At 32.1% G+C, this 19,607-nt stretch carries 14 protein-coding genes; 8 read left to right on the forward strand and 6 right to left on the reverse strand.

Annotated elements, in window-relative coordinates; genetic code table 11:
• Positions 1-151 precede the first annotated feature (151 nt).
• From AB3G33_RS14895 to AB3G33_RS14915, 5 genes are all read left to right on the forward strand, one after another.
• Positions 152-598: an endo-arabinase gene (locus tag AB3G33_RS14895; protein ID WP_367754162.1), complete on the forward strand. Its 447-nt coding sequence runs from the start codon at positions 152-154 to the stop codon at positions 596-598.
• A 193-nt stretch (positions 599-791) separates the two neighbouring features.
• A complete protein-coding gene (locus AB3G33_RS14900) occupies positions 792-1,841 on the forward strand; it encodes a glycoside hydrolase family 130 protein (protein ID WP_367771011.1) in 1,050 nt (349 codons plus the stop codon).
• Positions 1,841-3,082 (forward strand): MFS transporter, encoded by a 1,242-nt coding sequence (locus tag AB3G33_RS14905; RefSeq protein WP_367771013.1) that lies wholly within the window; start codon positions 1,841-1,843, stop codon positions 3,080-3,082. The genes AB3G33_RS14900 and AB3G33_RS14905 overlap by 1 nt, the downstream gene beginning before the upstream one ends.
• Positions 3,075-4,805, forward strand: a complete 1,731-nt coding sequence (locus tag AB3G33_RS14910) for a hypothetical protein (protein ID WP_367771016.1) — start codon at positions 3,075-3,077, stop codon at positions 4,803-4,805. The genes AB3G33_RS14905 and AB3G33_RS14910 overlap by 8 nt, the downstream gene beginning before the upstream one ends.
• A 22-nt stretch (positions 4,806-4,827) precedes the next feature.
• Positions 4,828-6,456, forward strand: a complete 1,629-nt coding sequence (locus AB3G33_RS14915; RefSeq protein WP_367771019.1) for an alpha-glucosidase — start codon at positions 4,828-4,830, stop codon at positions 6,454-6,456.
• Positions 6,457-6,505: 49 nt separating this feature from the next.
• On the opposite strand, the gene AB3G33_RS14920 is transcribed toward AB3G33_RS14915, so the two are convergent.
• From AB3G33_RS14920 to AB3G33_RS14945, 6 genes are all read right to left on the reverse strand, one after another.
• Positions 6,506-8,038, reverse strand: coding sequence for a SulP family inorganic anion transporter (locus AB3G33_RS14920; RefSeq protein WP_367771022.1), 1,533 nt, complete (start codon positions 8,036-8,038; stop codon positions 6,506-6,508).
• Between the two features lie 245 nt (positions 8,039-8,283).
• Positions 8,284-10,248 carry a response regulator gene (locus AB3G33_RS14925; RefSeq protein ID WP_367771025.1) on the reverse strand — a complete coding sequence of 655 codons (1,965 nt, stop codon included), beginning with the start codon at positions 10,246-10,248 and terminating at the stop codon, positions 8,284-8,286.
• Positions 10,245-10,667, reverse strand: a complete 423-nt coding sequence (locus AB3G33_RS14930) for a response regulator (protein ID WP_367771028.1) — start codon at positions 10,665-10,667, stop codon at positions 10,245-10,247. Before AB3G33_RS14930 ends, AB3G33_RS14925 begins: the two co-directional genes overlap by 4 nt.
• A gap of 18 nt (positions 10,668-10,685) precedes the next feature.
• Entirely contained in the window at positions 10,686-11,096 is a 411-nt protein-coding gene (locus AB3G33_RS14935; protein ID WP_367771031.1) for a response regulator, read from the reverse strand.
• A 31-nt stretch (positions 11,097-11,127) separates the two neighbouring features.
• Entirely contained in the window at positions 11,128-11,838 is a 711-nt protein-coding gene (locus AB3G33_RS14940) for an ATP-binding protein (RefSeq protein ID WP_367771034.1), read from the reverse strand.
• Between the two features lie 6 nt (positions 11,839-11,844).
• Entirely contained in the window at positions 11,845-14,592 is a 2,748-nt protein-coding gene (locus AB3G33_RS14945) for a PAS domain S-box protein (protein ID WP_367771036.1), read from the reverse strand.
• Positions 14,593-15,181: 589 nt separating this feature from the next.
• Between AB3G33_RS14945 and ppsA the strand changes: the two genes are divergently transcribed.
• The 3 genes from ppsA to AB3G33_RS14960 all read left to right on the forward strand — a co-directional run bounded on the left by ppsA (position 15,182) and on the right by AB3G33_RS14960 (position 19,392).
• Positions 15,182-17,596, forward strand: coding sequence for a phosphoenolpyruvate synthase (gene ppsA, locus AB3G33_RS14950; protein WP_367771039.1), 2,415 nt, complete (start codon positions 15,182-15,184; stop codon positions 17,594-17,596).
• Between the two features lie 179 nt (positions 17,597-17,775).
• Positions 17,776-18,243 (forward strand): OsmC family protein, encoded by a 468-nt coding sequence (locus AB3G33_RS14955; protein ID WP_367771041.1) that lies wholly within the window; start codon positions 17,776-17,778, stop codon positions 18,241-18,243.
• A gap of 156 nt (positions 18,244-18,399) precedes the next feature.
• Entirely contained in the window at positions 18,400-19,392 is a 993-nt protein-coding gene (locus tag AB3G33_RS14960; protein ID WP_367771043.1) for a 2-hydroxyacid dehydrogenase, read from the forward strand.
• Positions 19,393-19,607: the final 215 nt, after the last annotated feature.

Here is a 19,607-nt window from a genome sequence, read left to right on the forward strand (position 1 = left end):
AAGGGTTTGTAATTTCAAACATTTGTAAAAATTCAGTTTTGTTTTTTAAATTTATATATATTTACATTTAATGCTATATGCTTCCTCTAAAAAAATTTGCTTTTAAAGAACAATCAGTAGCCCTAATTATAATCAATCAAATCGTATCATTATGAACTGGAAAATATCAATTTGTCTTCTTATTAGTTTATTTGCAATGGAAAGTAAAGCACAAAATAGTGAACAGGAAAACATCAAAAAGCTACTTGAAAAAGAATCAGCAACCTATCGTTCAGGAGATAGTAAAGCACACGCTTCTTGCTGGCATATTCAGCCTTATAGTCGAATATTAGTTTCTACAACGGATGGAAATACGTACGACGTACCACCAGCTGAAATGGTGAAAGTTACGGAAGACACCACTCCTAGAGGCGGAAGCTCTAAAAATACCAATTATAAAATGAGTATCAATGGCAATACTGCATGGGTAAGTCACAATGAAGAATCTACTGCCAAAGACGGAACAATAAGTTATTCTTATGAAATTCGATTATTAGAAAAAATAAAAAAGGAATGGAAACTTGTGGGACAATCGATTCATATGTATAAAAAGAAATAAAAAACAATCCTGTTGTTGCTATACGAACGTTAAATTCAAAAACGTACACTCTCAAAATCAATCATATTATCATAAAAGGGGCTTTTATTTAGATTTATTATAACCTTGATTAGCAAATAATTAACTTATTCCGCTTCTGTTTTTTTATTAAAAAAAATACTTTTCTAATTTATCAAAAACAAAATAATCCCAAATGACAGATATTGCCAATCGCTATAAAAACAATCCCATACTATCTCCAAAAGACTTAAATGCTAGTGATGATGCTATGATTATCGAATGTTTGCTTAACCCAGGAGCATTTGAATTCAATGGAAGAATAGGGTTACTTTTAAGAGTTGCCGAAAGAACAGTTCAAAAGGACGGCCTTTTATCAGTTCCAATTTATAATAATGAGGGGAAAATTGAAATTTTAAATTTTAAATTAGATGACCCTAAATTAAATGCTTCCGATTCAAGAGTAATTAAATATGATGGGACCGATTACCTAACCACTATTTCTCATTTGCGATTAGTTTGGAGCACAGACAGCGTTAATTTCATAGAAGACCCTGAGTATTCTTCTCTTTTTGGAGAAGGAGAATATGAATCCTATGGTATTGAAGATTGTCGTGTTACCAAAATTGAAGATACCTATCACCTTACCTATACGATGGTTTCTGCAAATGGTGTTGGTGTTGGGCTTAGAACAACAAAGGATTGGAAAACTTTTGAAAAAAAGGGGATGATTTTTAGTCCACACAATAAAGATTGTGCCATTTTTGAAGAAAAATTCAACGATAAATTTTATGCTTTACATAGACCTAGCAGTCCTGAATTGGGAGGTAATTATATATGGCTAGCCGAATCACCTGATGGCGTACATTGGGGGAACCATAAATGCATCGCTAAAACGCGTGAAGGAAAATTTGACAGCAAACGCCTTGGTGCAGGAGCGGCACCCATAAAAACAGATAAAGGCTGGTTAGAGATATATCATGGTGCTACAAAAGAAAACAGGTATTGTCTTGGGGCCCTTTTATTAGATTTAGAAGACCCATCTATCGTTTTGGCGCGCTCCGAAGAACCTATTATGGAACCAATGGAAACGTATGAACGTACTGGCTTTTTTGGCGAAGTAATTTTTACCAATGGCCATATTGTTAAGGGAGATGAAATTCAAATGTATTATGGGGCTGCAGATGAATTTGTTGGTTTAGCCACGTTTTCTATTACAGAAATCTTAAAAACACTACACGTATAATGGAAAAATTAGCAAGAATAGGCTTGAAGGATTTCACTAGAAGCACCAAAATATTAATACTTACCAATTTAATATATTCATTTGTATTGCCCGTAATTGATATTTTTGTAGCCTCTTACATAATGCGAAATTCAAATGATCCATCAAAAGTGATGCTCTATCAATTAGCCATATATACTGGTATTCCAGTCACTTTTTTCATAAATGGTTTTTTGCTAAATAAAATAAAAATTAAAAAATTGTTTTCACTTGGTATGCTATTGAGTGGCGTTTCTATGGTGTTTATGATGTCTTTGACAGAAATAACGTATTACGGAATAATCCCTGCGGGCTTGATTATGGGAATGTCATTTGGCCTGTATTGGTCCAATAGAGATTACTTGGTACTGGCTACCACAAGCGATAAAACTCGAAATTTTTATTATGGTTTAGATACTTTTTTCTACACTTTAACAGCCGTTATTGTTCCAGTAATTATTGGATGGTATTTAATGAATGGAAATGGAACTTCTAATGCAGGAGTTAATTCTGGATATAAGGTAGTTACTGGAATTGTATTTATTTTCACCATTTTAGCATCAATAGTATTTCATTTTGGAGATTATGAAAAACCTAAAAATGAAAAATTTCTATATTTTAAATTCCACAAACTTTGGACAAAAATGCTGCAAATGGCGGTTTTGAAAGGCTTAGCTCAAGGATTTATAGTAACAGCTCCAGCGATGCTTATGATGAAATTTTTTGCCTCTGAAGGCGCATTAGGAACCGCACAATCAGTAGGCGCTATTATCGCGGCAGTTATTATGTTGATTTTAGGGAAACTTTCCTCTCCTAAACATCGGTTGGTCATTTTTAGTATCGGACTAATCTTTTTCTTTTTAGCTTCCTTTTTTAATAGTCTAATGTTTAATTCGACAGGAGTAATTATTTTTATCTTTCTATTATTGATAGCAAGGCCCATTCTTGACATTGCCTACTTCCCTATCCAACTTAGAGTTATCGATTTATTATCGGAAGTAGAAAACCGAAATGAATTCTCGTATATCTTAAATCATGAATTTGGTTTGTATGCAGGACGCCTCTTAGGAGCAGGAACTTTCTTAGGAATCGCCTATTTTGGAAATGCCGATGATGCTTTGCGTTATGCTTTATTAATCATTGCCGTTATCCAATTACTCTCTATACTAATTGCCAAACAACTTTTGGATCAACAATCAAAATTAGAAAATAAACATGCTTAAAAAATCATATATACCGTTATTATTACTCTGTATTGGATTTAATTCTTGCAGTGTAACTCAATCTAAAATGGCGTTGGTTCCTGCTGTAAAGCAAGAATCGTTAGCTCGCATAACTGCAATGCCTAACCTTCCAAAACCATTTAAAATTTTAGATTTTAATCAATTAGCTAAAGACTACGATGCCAAAGTGTACGATGCAAATCAAACAGGGAAATACTGGCCATTAATTTGGAAAGATGATTCCCGTAAAAATTTCGATCAAGAAACCTTCGGGATTTACACTGCCATGGGCGATGTAAGACAGGGTGTAGAACATTATAAAGGCATTTTTCATGAATCGTTAGCGAGTATTGGATCCGTGATGGGAGCCAGTTTAGTAGGAATTGACAAGTCCAACCAAAAAGGGAAAGACTATGTAGGAATGCTAAAAAATTATTACAATAGTGATACCAAATGGAATATAATCATGAACAATACTTCTCCTGAGGTTGCTCTTCTAGGAGGTGGTTATGCTAGAGACTGGTGGTATGATGTGTATCCCAATTTAATGTTTTATGCGGTTGCTGATTTTTATCCAAATGAAAAAGATTATACAACAATACAACGTTCAATTGCTGATAAATTTTATCAAGCCGATTCAACAATGGCGGGCAATTACCATCATTCTTTTTTTGATTATTCCACTTTAGAACCTAAAGACAGTTGGATTTGCAAACAAGAAGATGTCGCCGCAGGTCATGCCTATGTGCTTTATTCGGCTTATCAAAAATTTAAAGACCCTAAATATTTAAAAGGCGCCGAATCATCATTGCAAGCACTTTTAAATCAAAAAGACAATCGGTACTATGAAATACTAATGCCTTTTGGCGCTTATGTTGCAGCCCGATTAAATGCAGAAGAAGGTAAAAACTATGATTACTCTAAAATTATGGATTGGACCTTTAACGGCACTCCTGAATGTAGAGAAGGATGGGGCATGTTATTGGATAATTGGAATGGTTATGATGTTTCAGGATTAATGGGAAGTACGGTTGATCATGGCGGTTTTGCCTTTTTGATGAATACCTATGACTCCATGTGGCCATTAGTGCCAATGGTTCGTTACGACCCTAGATATGCCAATGTAGTTGGAAAATGGATGCTGAATGCCAGTAATGCTATTAAATTCTTTTATCCATACGAAATTGCAGATGACCATCAAACGATACCAGAACAAAAAGAGTATACTAAAGGTGTAATTGCCTATGAAGGTTTGATCAAAAAATCACATCTTAAAAAATATGAAAATATTCAAGCGCCTGTTGCTATTGGTGATGGTCCCAACTGGATAGAAGGAAATCCAGATGTTTCTCAGTTTAGTGTTTATGGAAGTGGTCATGTAGGAATCGCAGGAGCTATTATTGAAAAAACTAATGTTCCAGAAATTCTAAAATTGAATTGTTTAGCGACTGATTTTTATCGCGGGGACGCCTTCCCTACTTCCCTATTGTACAATCCATTTGGAGAAGGAAAAACGGTTACTTATCAAACAAAAAATAAGGCAAAAGTAGATTTATACGATGCTATTACTCATCAAGTGATATTGAAAAATGTATCTATGACTGGAGAAATTACAATTCCTATGATGGCTTCACGGTTGATTGTTGAAATTCCAGCTGGATCACGAATCAACTTAAAAGACGGAAAGTATTATGTGAATAATACAGTGATTTCGTATTTGTAAATTGTAATGAATTTTAAATCAAATGAACTACTCCAAAATAGGTATATCAATTGTAATGCTTTTGCTTTTTTTCTCCTGCAACAAAGAAAAGAAATCAACTGCAGATAAAGTGTGGTGGAAAGAATCGGTTTTTTACGAAATCTACATGCCCAGTTATAAAGACTCCGATAGGGATGGATTTAGTGATTTTAAGGGATTAACCTCTAAATTGGATTATATTAAAGGTCTTGGTGTAAAAGGAATTTGGTTAACCCCGTTTCTAGAATCTCCCAAAGTGGATAACGGATATGATGTTGCTAATTATTACAAAGTGGATCCCACGTATGGTACTATCGAAGACTTCAAACTATTTTTGGCGGAAGCCCATAAAAAAGATATTAAAATTATTATGGATATGGTTGTCAACCATACTTCCACCGATTCAAAATGGTTTCAAGAATCTCGTAAGTCAAAAGACAATCCGTATCGCGATTATTATATTTGGAAAGACAAACCCAACAATTGGGAATCCTTTTTCGGAGGATCCGCTTGGGAGTTCGACAAGAATACCAATCAATACTACTATCATCAATTTGACACCAGAATGGCTGATCTCAATTGGGGAAACCCGAAAGTAGTTGCCGAGATTCAAAAAATGTTACGATTTTGGTTGGATTTAGGTGTAGATGGTTTTCGCATGGATGTGATTAACTTTCTTACTACAGATGGAATTACAAAAGACAACCCTTTCAAAAATGGTATTCAAGAACATTTGAATGACATCAATCAAAAAGGAGTTAAAACTGCCATGAAATCAATAAAATCGGTGGTAAATGAGTATGAGAATCGGTTTATCGTAGGAGAAATAGGAAGCGACAAAATAGAAGTTCTTAAACAGTATCAATCTCCTGATTTACTGGATGTGGTTTTTAATTTCAATTTTGGGAGCATCAAAGAATTCTCTGCCAAAAGAATCTATGATGAGTTGCAAAGCATGGAGAAAAATATGCAAAACTACCCTACACTCTTTTTTGGAAGTCATGATATGCCCCGTTTGGTTGATCGTTTGGCAAAAAACAATCCCAAAAGAGCCGAATCATTAGCCGCTTTGATGTTAACTGCCAAAGGAGTGCCTTTTATTTATTATGGAGAAGAAATTGGAATGGAAAATATTGTAGCTAATTCGATTACTGAAATAATGGACATTCAAGGGCGTACCCAATATGAATTGGCGTTGAAAGCAGGAAAATCAAAAGTCGAAGCACTAAAAATTGGAAACGAACACAACCGAGACAAGTCAAGAAGTCCAATGCAATGGAATAATCAATCATTTGCGGGTTTTTCGGATAAATCTTCTTGGATTAAAGTAAATCCAAACTACACCAACTTGAATGTAGTTAATTTAGATAAAAATGAAAATTCCATTTTAAATAAATATAAAAAACTTATTGCTTTACGTAATTCCCAGCTTGCACTTCAATATGGAAGTTATACAAACTTATCGTTTTCGAATGATTGTATTCGATTTGAAAGAACTTTTAAAGGAGAGCATATTAAATGTTATTTCAATTTTGGAAAACAACCCCTTGAAATTAAATTAAACTCTAAAGAAACCATCTTAGCGGGTGAAAATAAAATGGAACCCGATAGTTATTTACTTGTAAAACAATAATAAATTTTATAAAAAAAGGACTTGAATAATTTCAAGTCCTTTTCTTATTTTAATCAATTGCCACTTTGTAAGTGGGATCTTCGATGATATTGATATCGATAACATCATCGGCATTGTGAAGTAACTGACGACAGTCGGCACTTAAATGGCGCAAATGGATCTTCTTCCCTACTTTGGCATATCGTTCCGTTAATTTATTTACAGCATCGATAGCACTCATATCAGCAATCTTACTTTCTTTAAAATCTACAATTACATCATTTGGATCATTTAAAATATCAAATTTTTCAGCAAAAGCAGTGGTTGAACCAAAAAATAAGGGTCCAAATATTTCATAATGTTTTACCCCTTTTTCATCTACATATTTTTTAGCTCGAATGCGTTTGGCACTTTCCCAAGCAAAAACTAAAGCTGAAATTATAACTCCGATTAAAACTGCCAAGGCTAAATTGTGTAATAAAATGGTAATCACCGCCACAAGGACACCAACAAATATATCTTGTTTTGGCATTTTGTTAATTATTCTAAAACTAATCCATTCAAATGTACCAATGGCAACCATAATCATTACCCCAACTAGTGCGGCAATAGGCAATTGTTCAATGATAGGAGCTCCAAATAAAATAATGACAAGTATAGTCAAAGCAGCAATAATTCCTGATAAACGAGCTCTAGAACCTGCTGATAAATTAACCAAGGTTTGTGCAATCATAGGACAACCACCCATACCAAAGAAAAATCCATTCAATACATTAGCACTGCCTTGTGCAATACACTCTCGGTTTCCTTTTCCTTTAGTTCCTGTTATTTCATCTACTAGATTTAAAGTCAATAATCCCTCCGTTAATCCAACTGAAGCCATAATTAAAGCATAAGGAAAAACCAATTGCAAGGTTTCAACAGTCCATTCAATATTTGGAATATGAAAAGGAGGAAAACCACCACTGATAGAAGCAATATCTGCCACCGTTTTTGTATGAATTCCTAGACCCAAAACGAGTCCAAAAACTACAATAATAGCAACTAAGGAGGCTGGCACTGCTTTTGTTATTTTAGGAAAAAACAAAACAATGGCAATGGTTAACAGTACTAATCCCGCCATAATATATAATGGATTTCCAGATAACCAAACACTTTGACCATTAACAATGGTTTTGAATTGTTCCAGTTGGGACATGAAAATAATAATGGCTAAACCGTTAACAAATCCAAACATAACGGGCTGTGGAACGAGTCGGATAAATTTACCCAACTTAAACAGTCCTACCAATATTTGCAAAATACCAGCCAAAGCGACTGCTGCAAAAACATATTCTAATCCATTTGACTTCATTAAAGCAATTAAAACAATAACTGTTGCTCCTGCTCCACCTGAAACCAAACCTGGTCTTCCTCCAAAAATAGCGGTAACCAAGCCCATTATAAAAGCAGCATATAAACCTACCAAGGGAGGAAAACCAGCTAAAATTGCAAAAGAAAGTGATTCAGGAATCATCGTCATGGCGACTGTTAAACCTGCTAAAACTTCCGTTTTGTAATTTACTTTTTGAGTAAAATCGAATAAATTGAAATACTGTTTCATTCTTTTGTTTAAAAATTTGTAAAAATAATGGCAGTGGAAAAATTTAAATTTCCAAAAAAAATGAAAAACCAATAAAAAATTGGAAATGACACACATGCCAAAATGCCTATGTCAAGGCGTAGTAACTTAAGAAAACGAGGGTTTTCTCTATTCTCAAGAATTACAAATGTAAATCTTTTTAACAGATGTTCAAATAGAATTATAAAAAGGATGAATTTAGAAAAACTATACTTAGTAATTTATTCCTATATATCTAAATTAAGGTTTCTATATAATTTTTCAAGAAGCACATTAAAATCAAATGGTTTTGATAAATAATCATTCATTCCTGAGTTAATACATCTCCTCTCTTCATCAGCAGTAGCGTGTGCAGTTAAAGCAATAATGGGTACTTTTGATTTTATTCCAGGAAGATTTCTCACCTTTTCAGTCACTTCATTACCATCCATTTCTGGCATTTGAATATCCATCAAAATAATATCATATTGATTTTCTATTATTTTTTCAAGAGCAATTAACCCATTTTCGGCAATTTCAATTTGTTTATTCCACTTCTCAAAAACTTTTTTTGTTAGAAGTTGATTAATCTTATTGTCTTCAACCAATAAAATATTTTTATTCTCTAAAAAACTAAAATCCAATTGTTTTGCTAATACTCTATTCAAGTCTATACTATTTAATTCTGCTATTTTATATTGAATTCCAAATGAAAACTCGCTCCCTTTTAAAAGTTCACTTTTTACTTTAATAGAGCCACCTTGTAATTCTATTAATTTTCGTGTAATTGTAAGTCCTAAACCCGTTCCTCCAAATTTTCTAGTAGTTTCATTTGATGCTTGATTAAAACTTTCAAATATAGCATCAATTTTATCTTCGGGTATCCCTATTCCGGTGTCAATTACATTAAAAAGAACTAATGTTGACTTGTCGGCCTTCTTCTCTTGATTTACAACTAATTCAACTTGTCCTTGTTCCGTAAATTTTAATGCATTCCCTACAAGATTAATTAATATTTGAGATAATCGTGTTGGGTCACCAATTAATGCATCATTAATTTTAGGATCAATTGTGCTTTTTAGAATAACTTTTTTTTCATTTGAAAGAGGAGATAATAATTCAATAACTGAATTCACTGTTTTTGACAATGAAAATTCAATTGATTCAAATGTCATTTTATCGGCTTCAATTTTAGAAAGATCTAAAATATCATTAATGATAACCATTAAATTTTTTCCTGCTATTTTTATAGCTTCAACACTTTGTTTTTGATTTCCATCCAATTCTGTAAATTCAAGAATACTAGCAAATCCAATAATTCCATTCATCGGAGTACGAATTTCATGACTCATGTTTGTCAGGAACCGCTCTTTAATTCGTACTGAGTTTTCGGCTATATTTTTGGCATGAATTAACTCTTTTTCTGTTTTCTTCTGTTCTGTTATGTCTTGAATGGTTCCTAAAACTTTGAACGGTTTATCACTTTCATCATTAATACAAATAATATATTCGTTTATGTGTTTTATAGTCCCTTTTTTAGTCATAATGCGATGACTAAAACTAACTTCTTCATTATTAGCCTTAACTTCTTCTAGTTTATTTTCAAATAATAAAATATCATTTGAAGAGGTAATACAAGACTTAAAAGTACTCATTGATGGCATCACTGTATTATCTAATTCAAGTATCTTAAACATTTCTTCAGAAAAGAATACCTCGCCATCATTCAAATTGATTTCCCAGCTCCCTATCTTGGCTAACTTTTGAGCCTCAGAAAGTCTTTTGGAATTTATTTTTAAAGCAAATTCAGTTTTTTTACGAAGATTCTGACTTTCAAATAATTTCATAGCATTTCTCACACTATGGGAAATACCATCAGAAGTCAATAGTGTTTTAGGCATATAATCAGAAGCACCAGCTAGAATCGCTTGACTTGCAATTTTTTCATCTCCTTGAGAAGTAATAAAAATCACAGGTGTTTCTATGGCTAAGCTCCTTATTTTTTTAAGGATACTTATTCCATCTGAATCTGGCATCATATAATCTAAAAAGATGAGATCAAAACAAACTGATTCCAATTTTTCAAAACCTTCTTTTGCTGAATAAGCACTTTCAATTTCAGCATTAATATCTGAACGAGAAATAGAACGTATTATAGTAATTGAATCAACTTTATCATCATCAATTATTAATATTTTTAATGGTTTTGTCATATTTTATTATTATCTCTTGGAAACTCAATAATGTCTAAGTATGCATTAAGTATAGAGTAAACTTCAGTTATTTTATCTTTATCCATAGGCTTATGAATAAAGCCAGCAATGTTTAAGTCTAAAGCTTCGTTCTTGTTACTGTCTGAATTGGTTAATACAAAAACTAAGAGGGATTTTAATATTGGATGTTTCCTTATTTTTTTCAATAATTCCATCCCGTTTACTCCTTCTCTATTTATATCTATAAAAATTACTTTTGGTACTGGACTTAATTTAGTATTACCTTGTAACAATGACCATGCCTCAATTTCATTTTCAGCTAAATAAATAATAGACTGATAGTTTAGGCCCAAAAAAATATCTTTTGTGCTTTGAGCATCAATTTTATTATCTACCACAATAATATTCAAATTCTTCATAAATATTATTTTAAAATTTTACATCTCACATAACTGCCAATAATTTTTTAATGTTGAAACAGACATAAGAAATTTTTCAAATGATAATGGTTTAAGAATGTAACCTGCGACATTAAGATCATAGGCTTTAATTTTATCACTGTCTTCATTTGAAGTCGTCATGACAAAAACAGAAATATTTTTCAGTTTCTCCGTTTCTCTAACAATTTTCAAAAATTCAATCCCATTCATTTTCGGCATATTTATATCCAAAATAATAATTCTTGGTAAAGGAACTATAGTATTTTCAAGCATTTCAAGTGCTTCAACACCATTTCCAGCTATAAAAAGAGGATTTTTAATATTATTTTTTAAAAATGCTCTTTTAACATTCATTACATCTACTTCGTCATCTTCAACTAATAAAATGTTTACTAATTTTTCACTCATTTTTTTTATTTTAAAATAAATTTATATTTTTTTATTTGGGCCAATTAAATTTAAAAACGGATCCCCTATCAATACTAGGTGAATACTCCATTTTACCACCTACCCTTTTTATTATTTTATTGCAAATTGTTAATCCTGCCCCTGTAGTTTCTAGAATGTCCTTTGAATTAACGGTATAGAACATATTGAAAATTTTTTCTTTAACTTCTTCTGGAATTCCAGGTCCATCGTCTCTTATAGTAAACTCGTAATTCGTTGCTGATTCATTTACTTCAATAAAGATATTCATTTTCTCTTTATCGTGAAATCGGATTGCGTTATCTAAAAGATTTGTTAGTACTTTTTGTAGTTTCTTACCTAAAGAATTGCTGTTTTCATTTTCAATTGTATACAAAAAATGAAATTCAGCTTTATCTTTTTCTTTTGTCAGTTCGACACAATCCGCTATCATTCGAGGAATATTAAACTCATACATTTCATTATCAAAATTATTGACTCTTGAAAGTTCCAGTAAAGCATTCATCATCATTTCTAGACGTCCAACTCTATTTTTCAACAAACTAAAATTAGCCAAGACCTCATTATTACTAATTCCTTCTAGGTCTTCTTCAATCCAATTAGTAATATTAGTGATAGCTCTCATGGGACTTTTTAGATCGTGGGAAACGATATAAACAAATTCTTCGTGTTCTTTTTTGAGAGCTATTAATTCCTCTTCTTCTTCGTTTACGAATTCCTTCATTTCATTTTATTTAGGGATTGTAAAAATAAAACTTGTTCCGTTACTTTCTAATGATTCAATATATATATCGCCTCCTTTTTCTTCGATTATTTTTTTTACAATTGACAAACCAATTCCTGTACTTTCCTTTTTATCTCTTGCTTCAATTGTTTGGAAAACTCCAAATACTCTTTCCTGATATTCTTTAGGAATTCCAGGTCCGTTATCGCTAATTTTAAATTGATGAAAATCAGGTAATTCAATATAAACACATTCTATTTTACCAATTTCTTTATCATTATATTTTACCGCATTACCAATAATATTACTAAAAACTTGATACAATAAAATTTTGGCATCAAAAATTTGTGGTATTTTATCTGCAATCGAAACTTCAAAATCCTTGTTTGGAACTATCGTTTCTACAATTTGGTCCAACATTAACTTAATATCAATTGTTTCCATTTCGATCTGGGTTCTTCCAATTCTAGAATAATCCAAAACCCCATTAATTAAGTTTTCCATACGCAATATACGACCACGTAATAATCCTAAATTATTTTTTACATCCTCTGGCATTTCTGGCATATCTTCAACAATCCATTCAGCAAGGTTATTGATTGCTCTTAAAGGAGCTTTCAAATCATGCGAAACAACATAAGCAAATTGATCTAACTCTTTATTGTTTTTTTCTAAATCACTTAAAGCATGATTTAAATTTTCTTGAGCTAATTTTTGTTCGGTTATATCTGTACTTATTGCTATATATTGATAGATCTTTCCTTTAGTGTCTAAAAAGGGAACAATTGTAGTTTTTTCCCAATAAAGTGATCCATCTTTTGCCCTATTTCTTATTTCCCCTTTCCAAATTCCTCCATTTACAACAACTCTTAAAATACTTTTTGCAAATTCGAAGGAAAGATAATCTGATATCATCCGTTGATTTTTACCTATCAGTTCTTCTTTATTGAATTTTGAAATAGCGCAAAAATTATCATTTACATACGTAAATACTCCATTAAGATCTGTCACTGACACAATTGCTGACTCATCTAAAGCCGCTCTAATATCATTTACTTCTTTAGATTTTTCTTGAATCTTTTGTTCTGCTATCGTTTTTTCAGTAACATCTTGAACTGAACCTTGAAGCCCCACTATTTCACCCTTTGTATTCTTAAAAGGTCTTCCTATTTCTGATATATATTTTATTCTATTTTCTGGTAATAAAATTCTATAATTTGTATTGTAATCTTCTCCCGTTTTTATGATTTTTTTATCTAATTCATCTAATAACACTAAATCATCCTTATGTATTCTACCTCTATATGATTCATAAAGTTTTCCATCAGGTACATTATCCAATTCAAATATTATAGATTGTCCCTTAGACAACATCAGGTCTTTTGTTACTAAATTAAATTTCCAACTTCCAATTTTAGCGATGTTTTCTGATTCATCTAATAACATATTGCTATTTAATAGATTTAATTCAGCTTCTTTCTCTTTAGAAATATCTTTTGCTATTCCTAAATATCCAGTTACCTCACCCTCATTACTTTTAATGGCAGTTACTGATAACCTCATAGGAAAAGTGGTGCCGTCCTTTCTAACATACGACCATTCTTGGGAATCAGCTATACCAAATTCTCGAGCTTTCACTACAAATGTGTCATATCCAGGCTCGATTACCCTTCCTAATTCAATAGATAACTCTTCCGCTCTTTTTACCACTTCTTCCTTAATATGAAAGATTTCTGGTGTAATTTTACCTTCGACATCCTCCGCTTTATAACCCAAGAGTTTTTCGGCCCCTCTATTAAATTGTTTAATAACACCATCGAGATCTGAAGAAATTATTGAAAATTCAGTTGCATTTAGGATCGCTTTTAAATCAGTTGTAGTAGAAAGTAGCTCCTCTTTGTGCCTATTTTCTATAGTCATGTCCCTAGCAATACAATATAAATTGCCAGTAACTGGATCAGGAGAAGCATTCCAACTAAGTCCTACATATTCTCCTTTTTTGGTGCGATATCGATTTTCAAAACTAATTGTTTTTTCTCCTCTAGCGAGCTTTTCAACTTCTTTGTAAGTTTTATCTAAATCTTCTGGATGAACAAAATTTATAAAGGGGGTTTTCCCCAATTCTTCTTTTGAATATCCCAAAACAGTAGTAAAAGCAGGATTTACACTAACGAACAGCCCATCACTATTGGCGATACCAACCATATCCTTCGATAACTCTAAAAAGTTTTTAAACTCTTTTTGGGCTAGAATAAGTTGCATGTTTTTTCTACGAAGCTGTAGTAAATTTATAACTTGATTTGCTAATAATTGAAGTGCATTTTTCTGCATATCCGTGAGCGTCCTTGGTATAGTATCAATTACACAAAGTGTTCCTAGATTAAATCCTTCATGATCCTTAAGCGGTGCTCCCGCATAAAACCGAATATCAGGATTTCCAGTGACTAATGGATTATCTGAAAATAATGTATCCTCTAATGCATTTTGAACTTCATAAACCTCATCTCCCATTATAGCGTATTGACAAAAAGAAATAGCTTTTGGAGTTTCTTTTGCTTTCAATCCAACACTTGATTTAAACCATTGTCTGTCTTTATCTAAGAGGCTAACTAATGAGATTGGTGTATCACAAATATAAGAAGCCAATTTTGTAATAGAATCAAACTCTTTTTCAGTCAAAGAATCCATTACTAAATAACTTTCTAGTGCCTGTAACCTATCTTTTTCATTAGATGGAGTAGGTAATTCTTTCATATAAAATGAATTAGATTATTTGAAATTAAATCAGAATATGGGGTATTTATTCTAATTAATATTTGTATGCATTAAAATACATTGGTCTTTACAAAAATAAAATTAATTTCCAATTATACATGTATTTAGAGTTATAATATCCTAATAATTAAATTTTTAAAGCTTCTTAAATTCATAGTTACATATTCTAAGGCATGTATTATTTCGATAATGGATTTTAACTGTTTCGATATCAAATGAATAAATTCTAGTTTTACTATTTATTATTTAAAATATTTAAAAAACACCCAAAGTTTATAATTCACTACAAAAACAACATAAATACTTACAAAACAAGCTATTATGACTAAATTATATTCAAAAAAAATCATAATTTAACATTGAAAAAAAAATATTTGCTTAAATTTACGATATGTCCCTTTTATACAAGAAACAGGAATATCCTCTTGTATTTATCCGTTTCTAATGAACCCTAATTTGCTTTGAATCCCTTTTAGAATTTTTCTATATATGGCTTAGTCAATCTGTTATTCATTTGTTTTTTAAGTTAGAATACCAACCACCTTACATTTTAAATATTTAAAACGATATGGAAAATTCAAAACTTATTCTTTTTTTCGACCAAATTAGCATAACGGATATTGAAATTGTGGGAGGTAAAAATGCCTCATTAGGTGAAATGTATAATCAATTGAATCCTTTGGGTGTAGCTATTCCTAATGGTTTTGCTGTTACTGCCAATGCATATCGTTTTTTTAGAAAAAAAAACCATCTTGAAGACACCTTAAACGAATTACTCTTTTCACTTGATACAAAAAATTATTCGAATCTTTCCGAAATTGGGAAAAAAGCAAGGCAAATTATTTTATCAGCTAAGATTCCAGATACCATTAAAACTGAAATTGATACTGCATACCAATTGCTTTGTAAGCAAACAGGTATTGACAATGTAGGCGTAGCGGTCCGAAGTAGCGCAACTGCTGAGGATTTACCTACAGCTAGTTTTGCAGGGCAAATGGAGTCTTTTTTAAATATTTCAGGAAAGGAACAATTATGGGACGCTTTACTTCATTGCTATGCCTCCCTTTTTACAGATCGCGCCATTAAATACCGCCATGACATGAATTTTACTAAAATAGATATTGCTATTTCGGTAGGTGTTCAACAAATGGTTCGAAGTGATAAAGCATCATCCGGCGTGGCTTTTACCATCGATCCGGATACAGGTTTTCAAAATACAATTATCATTAATGGTTGTTGGGGATTAGGGGAAAACATTGTTAAGGGAACAATTACTCCAGATGAATGGATGGTTTTTAAACCCACTTTACAAAATAAAAACTTCAACCCTATACTAAAAAAACGTTGTGGAAGGAAAGAGTTCACCATGATTTATACCGAAAAATCAAAAATAAGCTCTGCCGAAAATACCATTGTAAATATCTCTACTCCAATAGAAAAACAAAACCAATATGCATTGAATGATAGTGAAGTAATACAACTAGCGCAATGGTGTAAAACAATAGAACTACATTACAAGAAACCAATGGATATTGAATGGGCAAAAGACGGTATAAATAATCAGTTATACATAGTGCAAGCAAGACCAGAAACCATTTATGGGACAATTAAAAGGAAAATAAGAGAAATTTATAAACTCAAGGAAAAAGGGACTTTAATAACGCAAGGAATAGCTCTTGGGGACAAAATTGCTAGCGGTAAAGCTCGAATTCTTAATAATCCTCAAGAAGGTAATTTATTACTTGAAGGTGAAATCCTAGTGACTGATATGACCAATCCCGACTGGGATCCAATAATGAAAAAAGCTTCGGCTATCATTACCAATAAAGGGGGGCGTACCAGCCACGCCGCGATTGTAGCTCGAGAACTAGGAACCGTTGCTGTGGTGGGAACTGGAGATGCAACTCAATGTATAAAAAACGGGCAATTAGTTACCGTTTCCTGCGCCGAAGGTAAAGAGGGCAATGTATATAATGGTCAGTTAAAATGGGAAGTGACTGAGCATGATTTTAGTCAATTAGCAATGCCCGAAACAGAGCCCATGTTTATCCTTGCTGATCCTGAGCGCGCGTTCGAGCTCAGTTTTTATCCAAATAAAGGTGTGGGTTTAATGCGAATGGAATTTGTCATTTCAAACGTTATAAAAATTCATCCATTGGCATTATGTGAACCTGAAAAAATAACTGATAAAACTATAAATGCAGAAATTCAAACACTTACAAAAGGCTATCAAGACGGCAAAAAATATTTTATAGATCAATTGGCCGAAGCTGTAGCTACTGTAGCCGCTGCATTCTACCCCAAAGAAGTTATTGTTCGCATGAGTGATTTTAAAAGCAATGAATATGCAAATCTTATTGGTGGAAAATATTACGAACCTAAAGAGGAAAATCCCATGATTGGTTTTCGTGGCGCCTCTCGTTATTACAGTGATTTTTATCGAAAAGGATTCGCTTTAGAGTGCAAAGCCATGAAAAAAGTGAGAAATCAAATGGGTTTAAAGAACGTGAAATTGATGATTCCTTTTTGCAGAACAATTGAGGAAGGGGAAAAAGTACTTGCCGAAATGGCAAAAAATGGCTTAACCCAAGGCGAAAACAATCTAGAAATTTATGTTATGATTGAAATTCCGAGTAATGTCATCTTAGCCGATGAATTTGCTACTCTTTTTGATGGATTTTCGATTGGGTCCAATGATTTAACACAACTTACATTGGGTTTAGACCGAGATTCTGAATTGGTAAGTTATTTATTTAGCGAACAAAATTTAGCTGTAAAAACTTTAATCAGAGAAACAATAAGTGCTGCCAAACGCAATAAGATAAAAGTGGGGCTTTGCGGTCAAGCCCCAAGTGATATTCCAAAATTCGCACAGTTTTTAGTCGAAGAAGGAATTGATAGTATTTCCTTTAATCCAGATGCCTTAATAAAAGGAATTGAAAATATATTGGAAGCCGAAAAGAAAAATAAAGTACGCCTATAAGTAATCAAAAAAAAGAAATTATGGTCAAAAAAATTAAAGAATCAAGATTGAAAATAAACTACTGTATCGAGTTTATTTTTTATATAAAACCTTTCTAAAATACTAGTCTATAACAACTAAAAATCGCTATTCCTGTTGTTTTATTTCAAATTAATTATTAATAACTAAACCTATTTAATATGCAGACTTACGAAGTAAATTTAAAATGTAAAGACAATAGAAGCGGATTTTTAATTTCATCCGTATTTCCTCAAAATTCAGAAAAAGAGACACCGCTTGAGTTACCAAAAACGATGAAAGATATCTGGTCTCCCGAGCATTTATTGCTTTCCTCTTTAAACAGCTGTCTAATGACTACTTTTTTATCCAAAGCCGAAAATGCTAATATTCAATTTGTAAGTTTTGAAAGTAGTTCCAGCTGTTCTATTGAAGTCATAAAAGGAAAAAATATAATAAGTGAAATTACGCTAAGACCAAAAGTAGTTATTCCCTATTTCCAAAATCCAGAACAGGTTAAATACATTTTGGAAATGAGCAAAAATTCCTGTTTGATTTCAAACATCATTAAAACAAATATTAGATTAGAACCCGAAGTAAGTATTGAACTCACACTCATTTCTAAAGAAGAAAAATATGATTTTGGATAAAAACAAAAAATTCTAAGAGCCCCAAAAGTATTACAACTAACCTCTGATTATGTGGTTATTACCAACTGTAAAAGGCTTACCTTACTATTTGAATAACAAATTGAAGCCAATATAATTACAATTCTTATGGGTTGTGTTAAATAAAATACCAAAATCATGAAAATATTAATGTACAGCACCTTCGACTTTGAAAAACCATTTATAGAAAAAGCTAAACATGGCAAGCTAGAATTAGTTTATACTTCTAAAAACCTAAACCATGATACAGTGGATCTAGCTAAAGGTTTTGAAGGGATATCTCTTTTTACATCAGATATTGCAAATAGTACAATGCTAGAAAAATTGTACCATTTGGGAATAAAATACATTGCTTTACGTACTGTGGGCCATGATCATATTGATTTAAAAAAAGCTAGGTCATTAGGAATAAAAGTTGCAAATGTGCCTGAATACTCCCCTTTTTCGATTGCTGAACATGCAGTTGCTTTACTTATGGCACTAAACAGGAAAATAGTTCTAGGTCAAAAACTAATGGAAATGGGAGATTATCGTTTGGATAATTTGGTAGGTTTTGATCTACATGGAAAGACAGTGGGCATTATTGGAACTGGAAAAATAGGTAGCGCTTTTGCTAAAATAATGCACGGATTTGGATGTACCCTTCTCGCCTATGATCCCTTTATAAATGAAGAACTGATTCAACAAACCAAAATTCGGTATTGTAATTTAGAAGAATTATGTCAAAGTGCAGATGTGATTTCCATCCATTGCCCATTGAATGTAGATTCTAAATATATGTTTAATAAATCCATTTTTTCTCAAATGAAAAAAGGGGTTGTTTTTATAAATACGGCGCGCGGAATGATTGTGAATACTGAGGATTTAATAGAGGCTATCAACAAAGGTATTATTAGCGCAGTAGGTCTTGATGTTTATGACAAAGAAAGACCTATCTTTTTTAAAAACCACATTAGTGAAAAATTTACGGATCATGTGTATACGATTCTTCGTTCTCTTCCCAACGTATTAATTACGGGGCATCAAGGGTTTTTATCTAACGAAGCCTTACAGGGAATCGCAAATACTACTATGGCCAATTTAAATGCTTGGGCGTACAATAGTATTTGTGAAAACGAACTTGAAAAATGATATCCTAAAATAAAAGCAAATCCCAAAAATTTTTACTAAAAATAACTTCTGATAAATTAGTGCTTACTTCCAGTTATTGAAGCACAAAACTATTCGCACTAAAAGAATAAATCCAATCGACACTTTAATAGCAAGTATTATTCAAATAAATCAGTTTTGAATAATACCAAAATTCTTAATAAACAATACCGACTATTCTTCAGAAAAAAGTCGTA

The organism is Flavobacterium sp. WC2421, from assembly GCF_040822115.1.
Lineage (GTDB): Bacteria > Bacteroidota > Bacteroidia > Flavobacteriales > Flavobacteriaceae > Flavobacterium.

Excerpts from the sequence above, each read along its gene's own strand:
- AB3G33_RS14895 (WP_367754162.1), top strand. The coding sequence starts at position 152 with ATGAACTGGAAAATATCAATTTGTCTTCTTATTAGTTTATTTGCAATG.
- AB3G33_RS14900 (WP_367771011.1), top strand. The coding sequence starts at position 792 with ATGACAGATATTGCCAATCGCTATAAAAACAATCCCATACTATCTCCA.
- AB3G33_RS14905 (WP_367771013.1), top strand. The coding sequence starts at position 1,841 with ATGGAAAAATTAGCAAGAATAGGCTTGAAGGATTTCACTAGAAGCACC.
- AB3G33_RS14910 (WP_367771016.1), top strand. The coding sequence starts at position 3,075 with ATGCTTAAAAAATCATATATACCGTTATTATTACTCTGTATTGGATTT.
- AB3G33_RS14915 (WP_367771019.1), top strand. The coding sequence starts at position 4,828 with ATGAACTACTCCAAAATAGGTATATCAATTGTAATGCTTTTGCTTTTT.
- AB3G33_RS14920 (WP_367771022.1), bottom strand. The coding sequence starts at position 8,038 with ATGAAACAGTATTTCAATTTATTCGATTTTACTCAAAAAGTAAATTAC.
- AB3G33_RS14925 (WP_367771025.1), bottom strand. The coding sequence starts at position 10,248 with ATGACAAAACCATTAAAAATATTAATAATTGATGATGATAAAGTTGAT.
- AB3G33_RS14930 (WP_367771028.1), bottom strand. The coding sequence starts at position 10,667 with ATGAAGAATTTGAATATTATTGTGGTAGATAATAAAATTGATGCTCAA.
- AB3G33_RS14935 (WP_367771031.1), bottom strand. The coding sequence starts at position 11,096 with ATGAGTGAAAAATTAGTAAACATTTTATTAGTTGAAGATGACGAAGTA.
- AB3G33_RS14940 (WP_367771034.1), bottom strand. The coding sequence starts at position 11,838 with ATGAAGGAATTCGTAAACGAAGAAGAAGAGGAATTAATAGCTCTCAAA.
- AB3G33_RS14945 (WP_367771036.1), bottom strand. The coding sequence starts at position 14,592 with ATGAAAGAATTACCTACTCCATCTAATGAAAAAGATAGGTTACAGGCA.
- ppsA (WP_367771039.1), top strand. The coding sequence starts at position 15,182 with ATGGAAAATTCAAAACTTATTCTTTTTTTCGACCAAATTAGCATAACG.
- AB3G33_RS14955 (WP_367771041.1), top strand. The coding sequence starts at position 17,776 with ATGCAGACTTACGAAGTAAATTTAAAATGTAAAGACAATAGAAGCGGA.
- AB3G33_RS14960 (WP_367771043.1), top strand. The coding sequence starts at position 18,400 with ATGAAAATATTAATGTACAGCACCTTCGACTTTGAAAAACCATTTATA.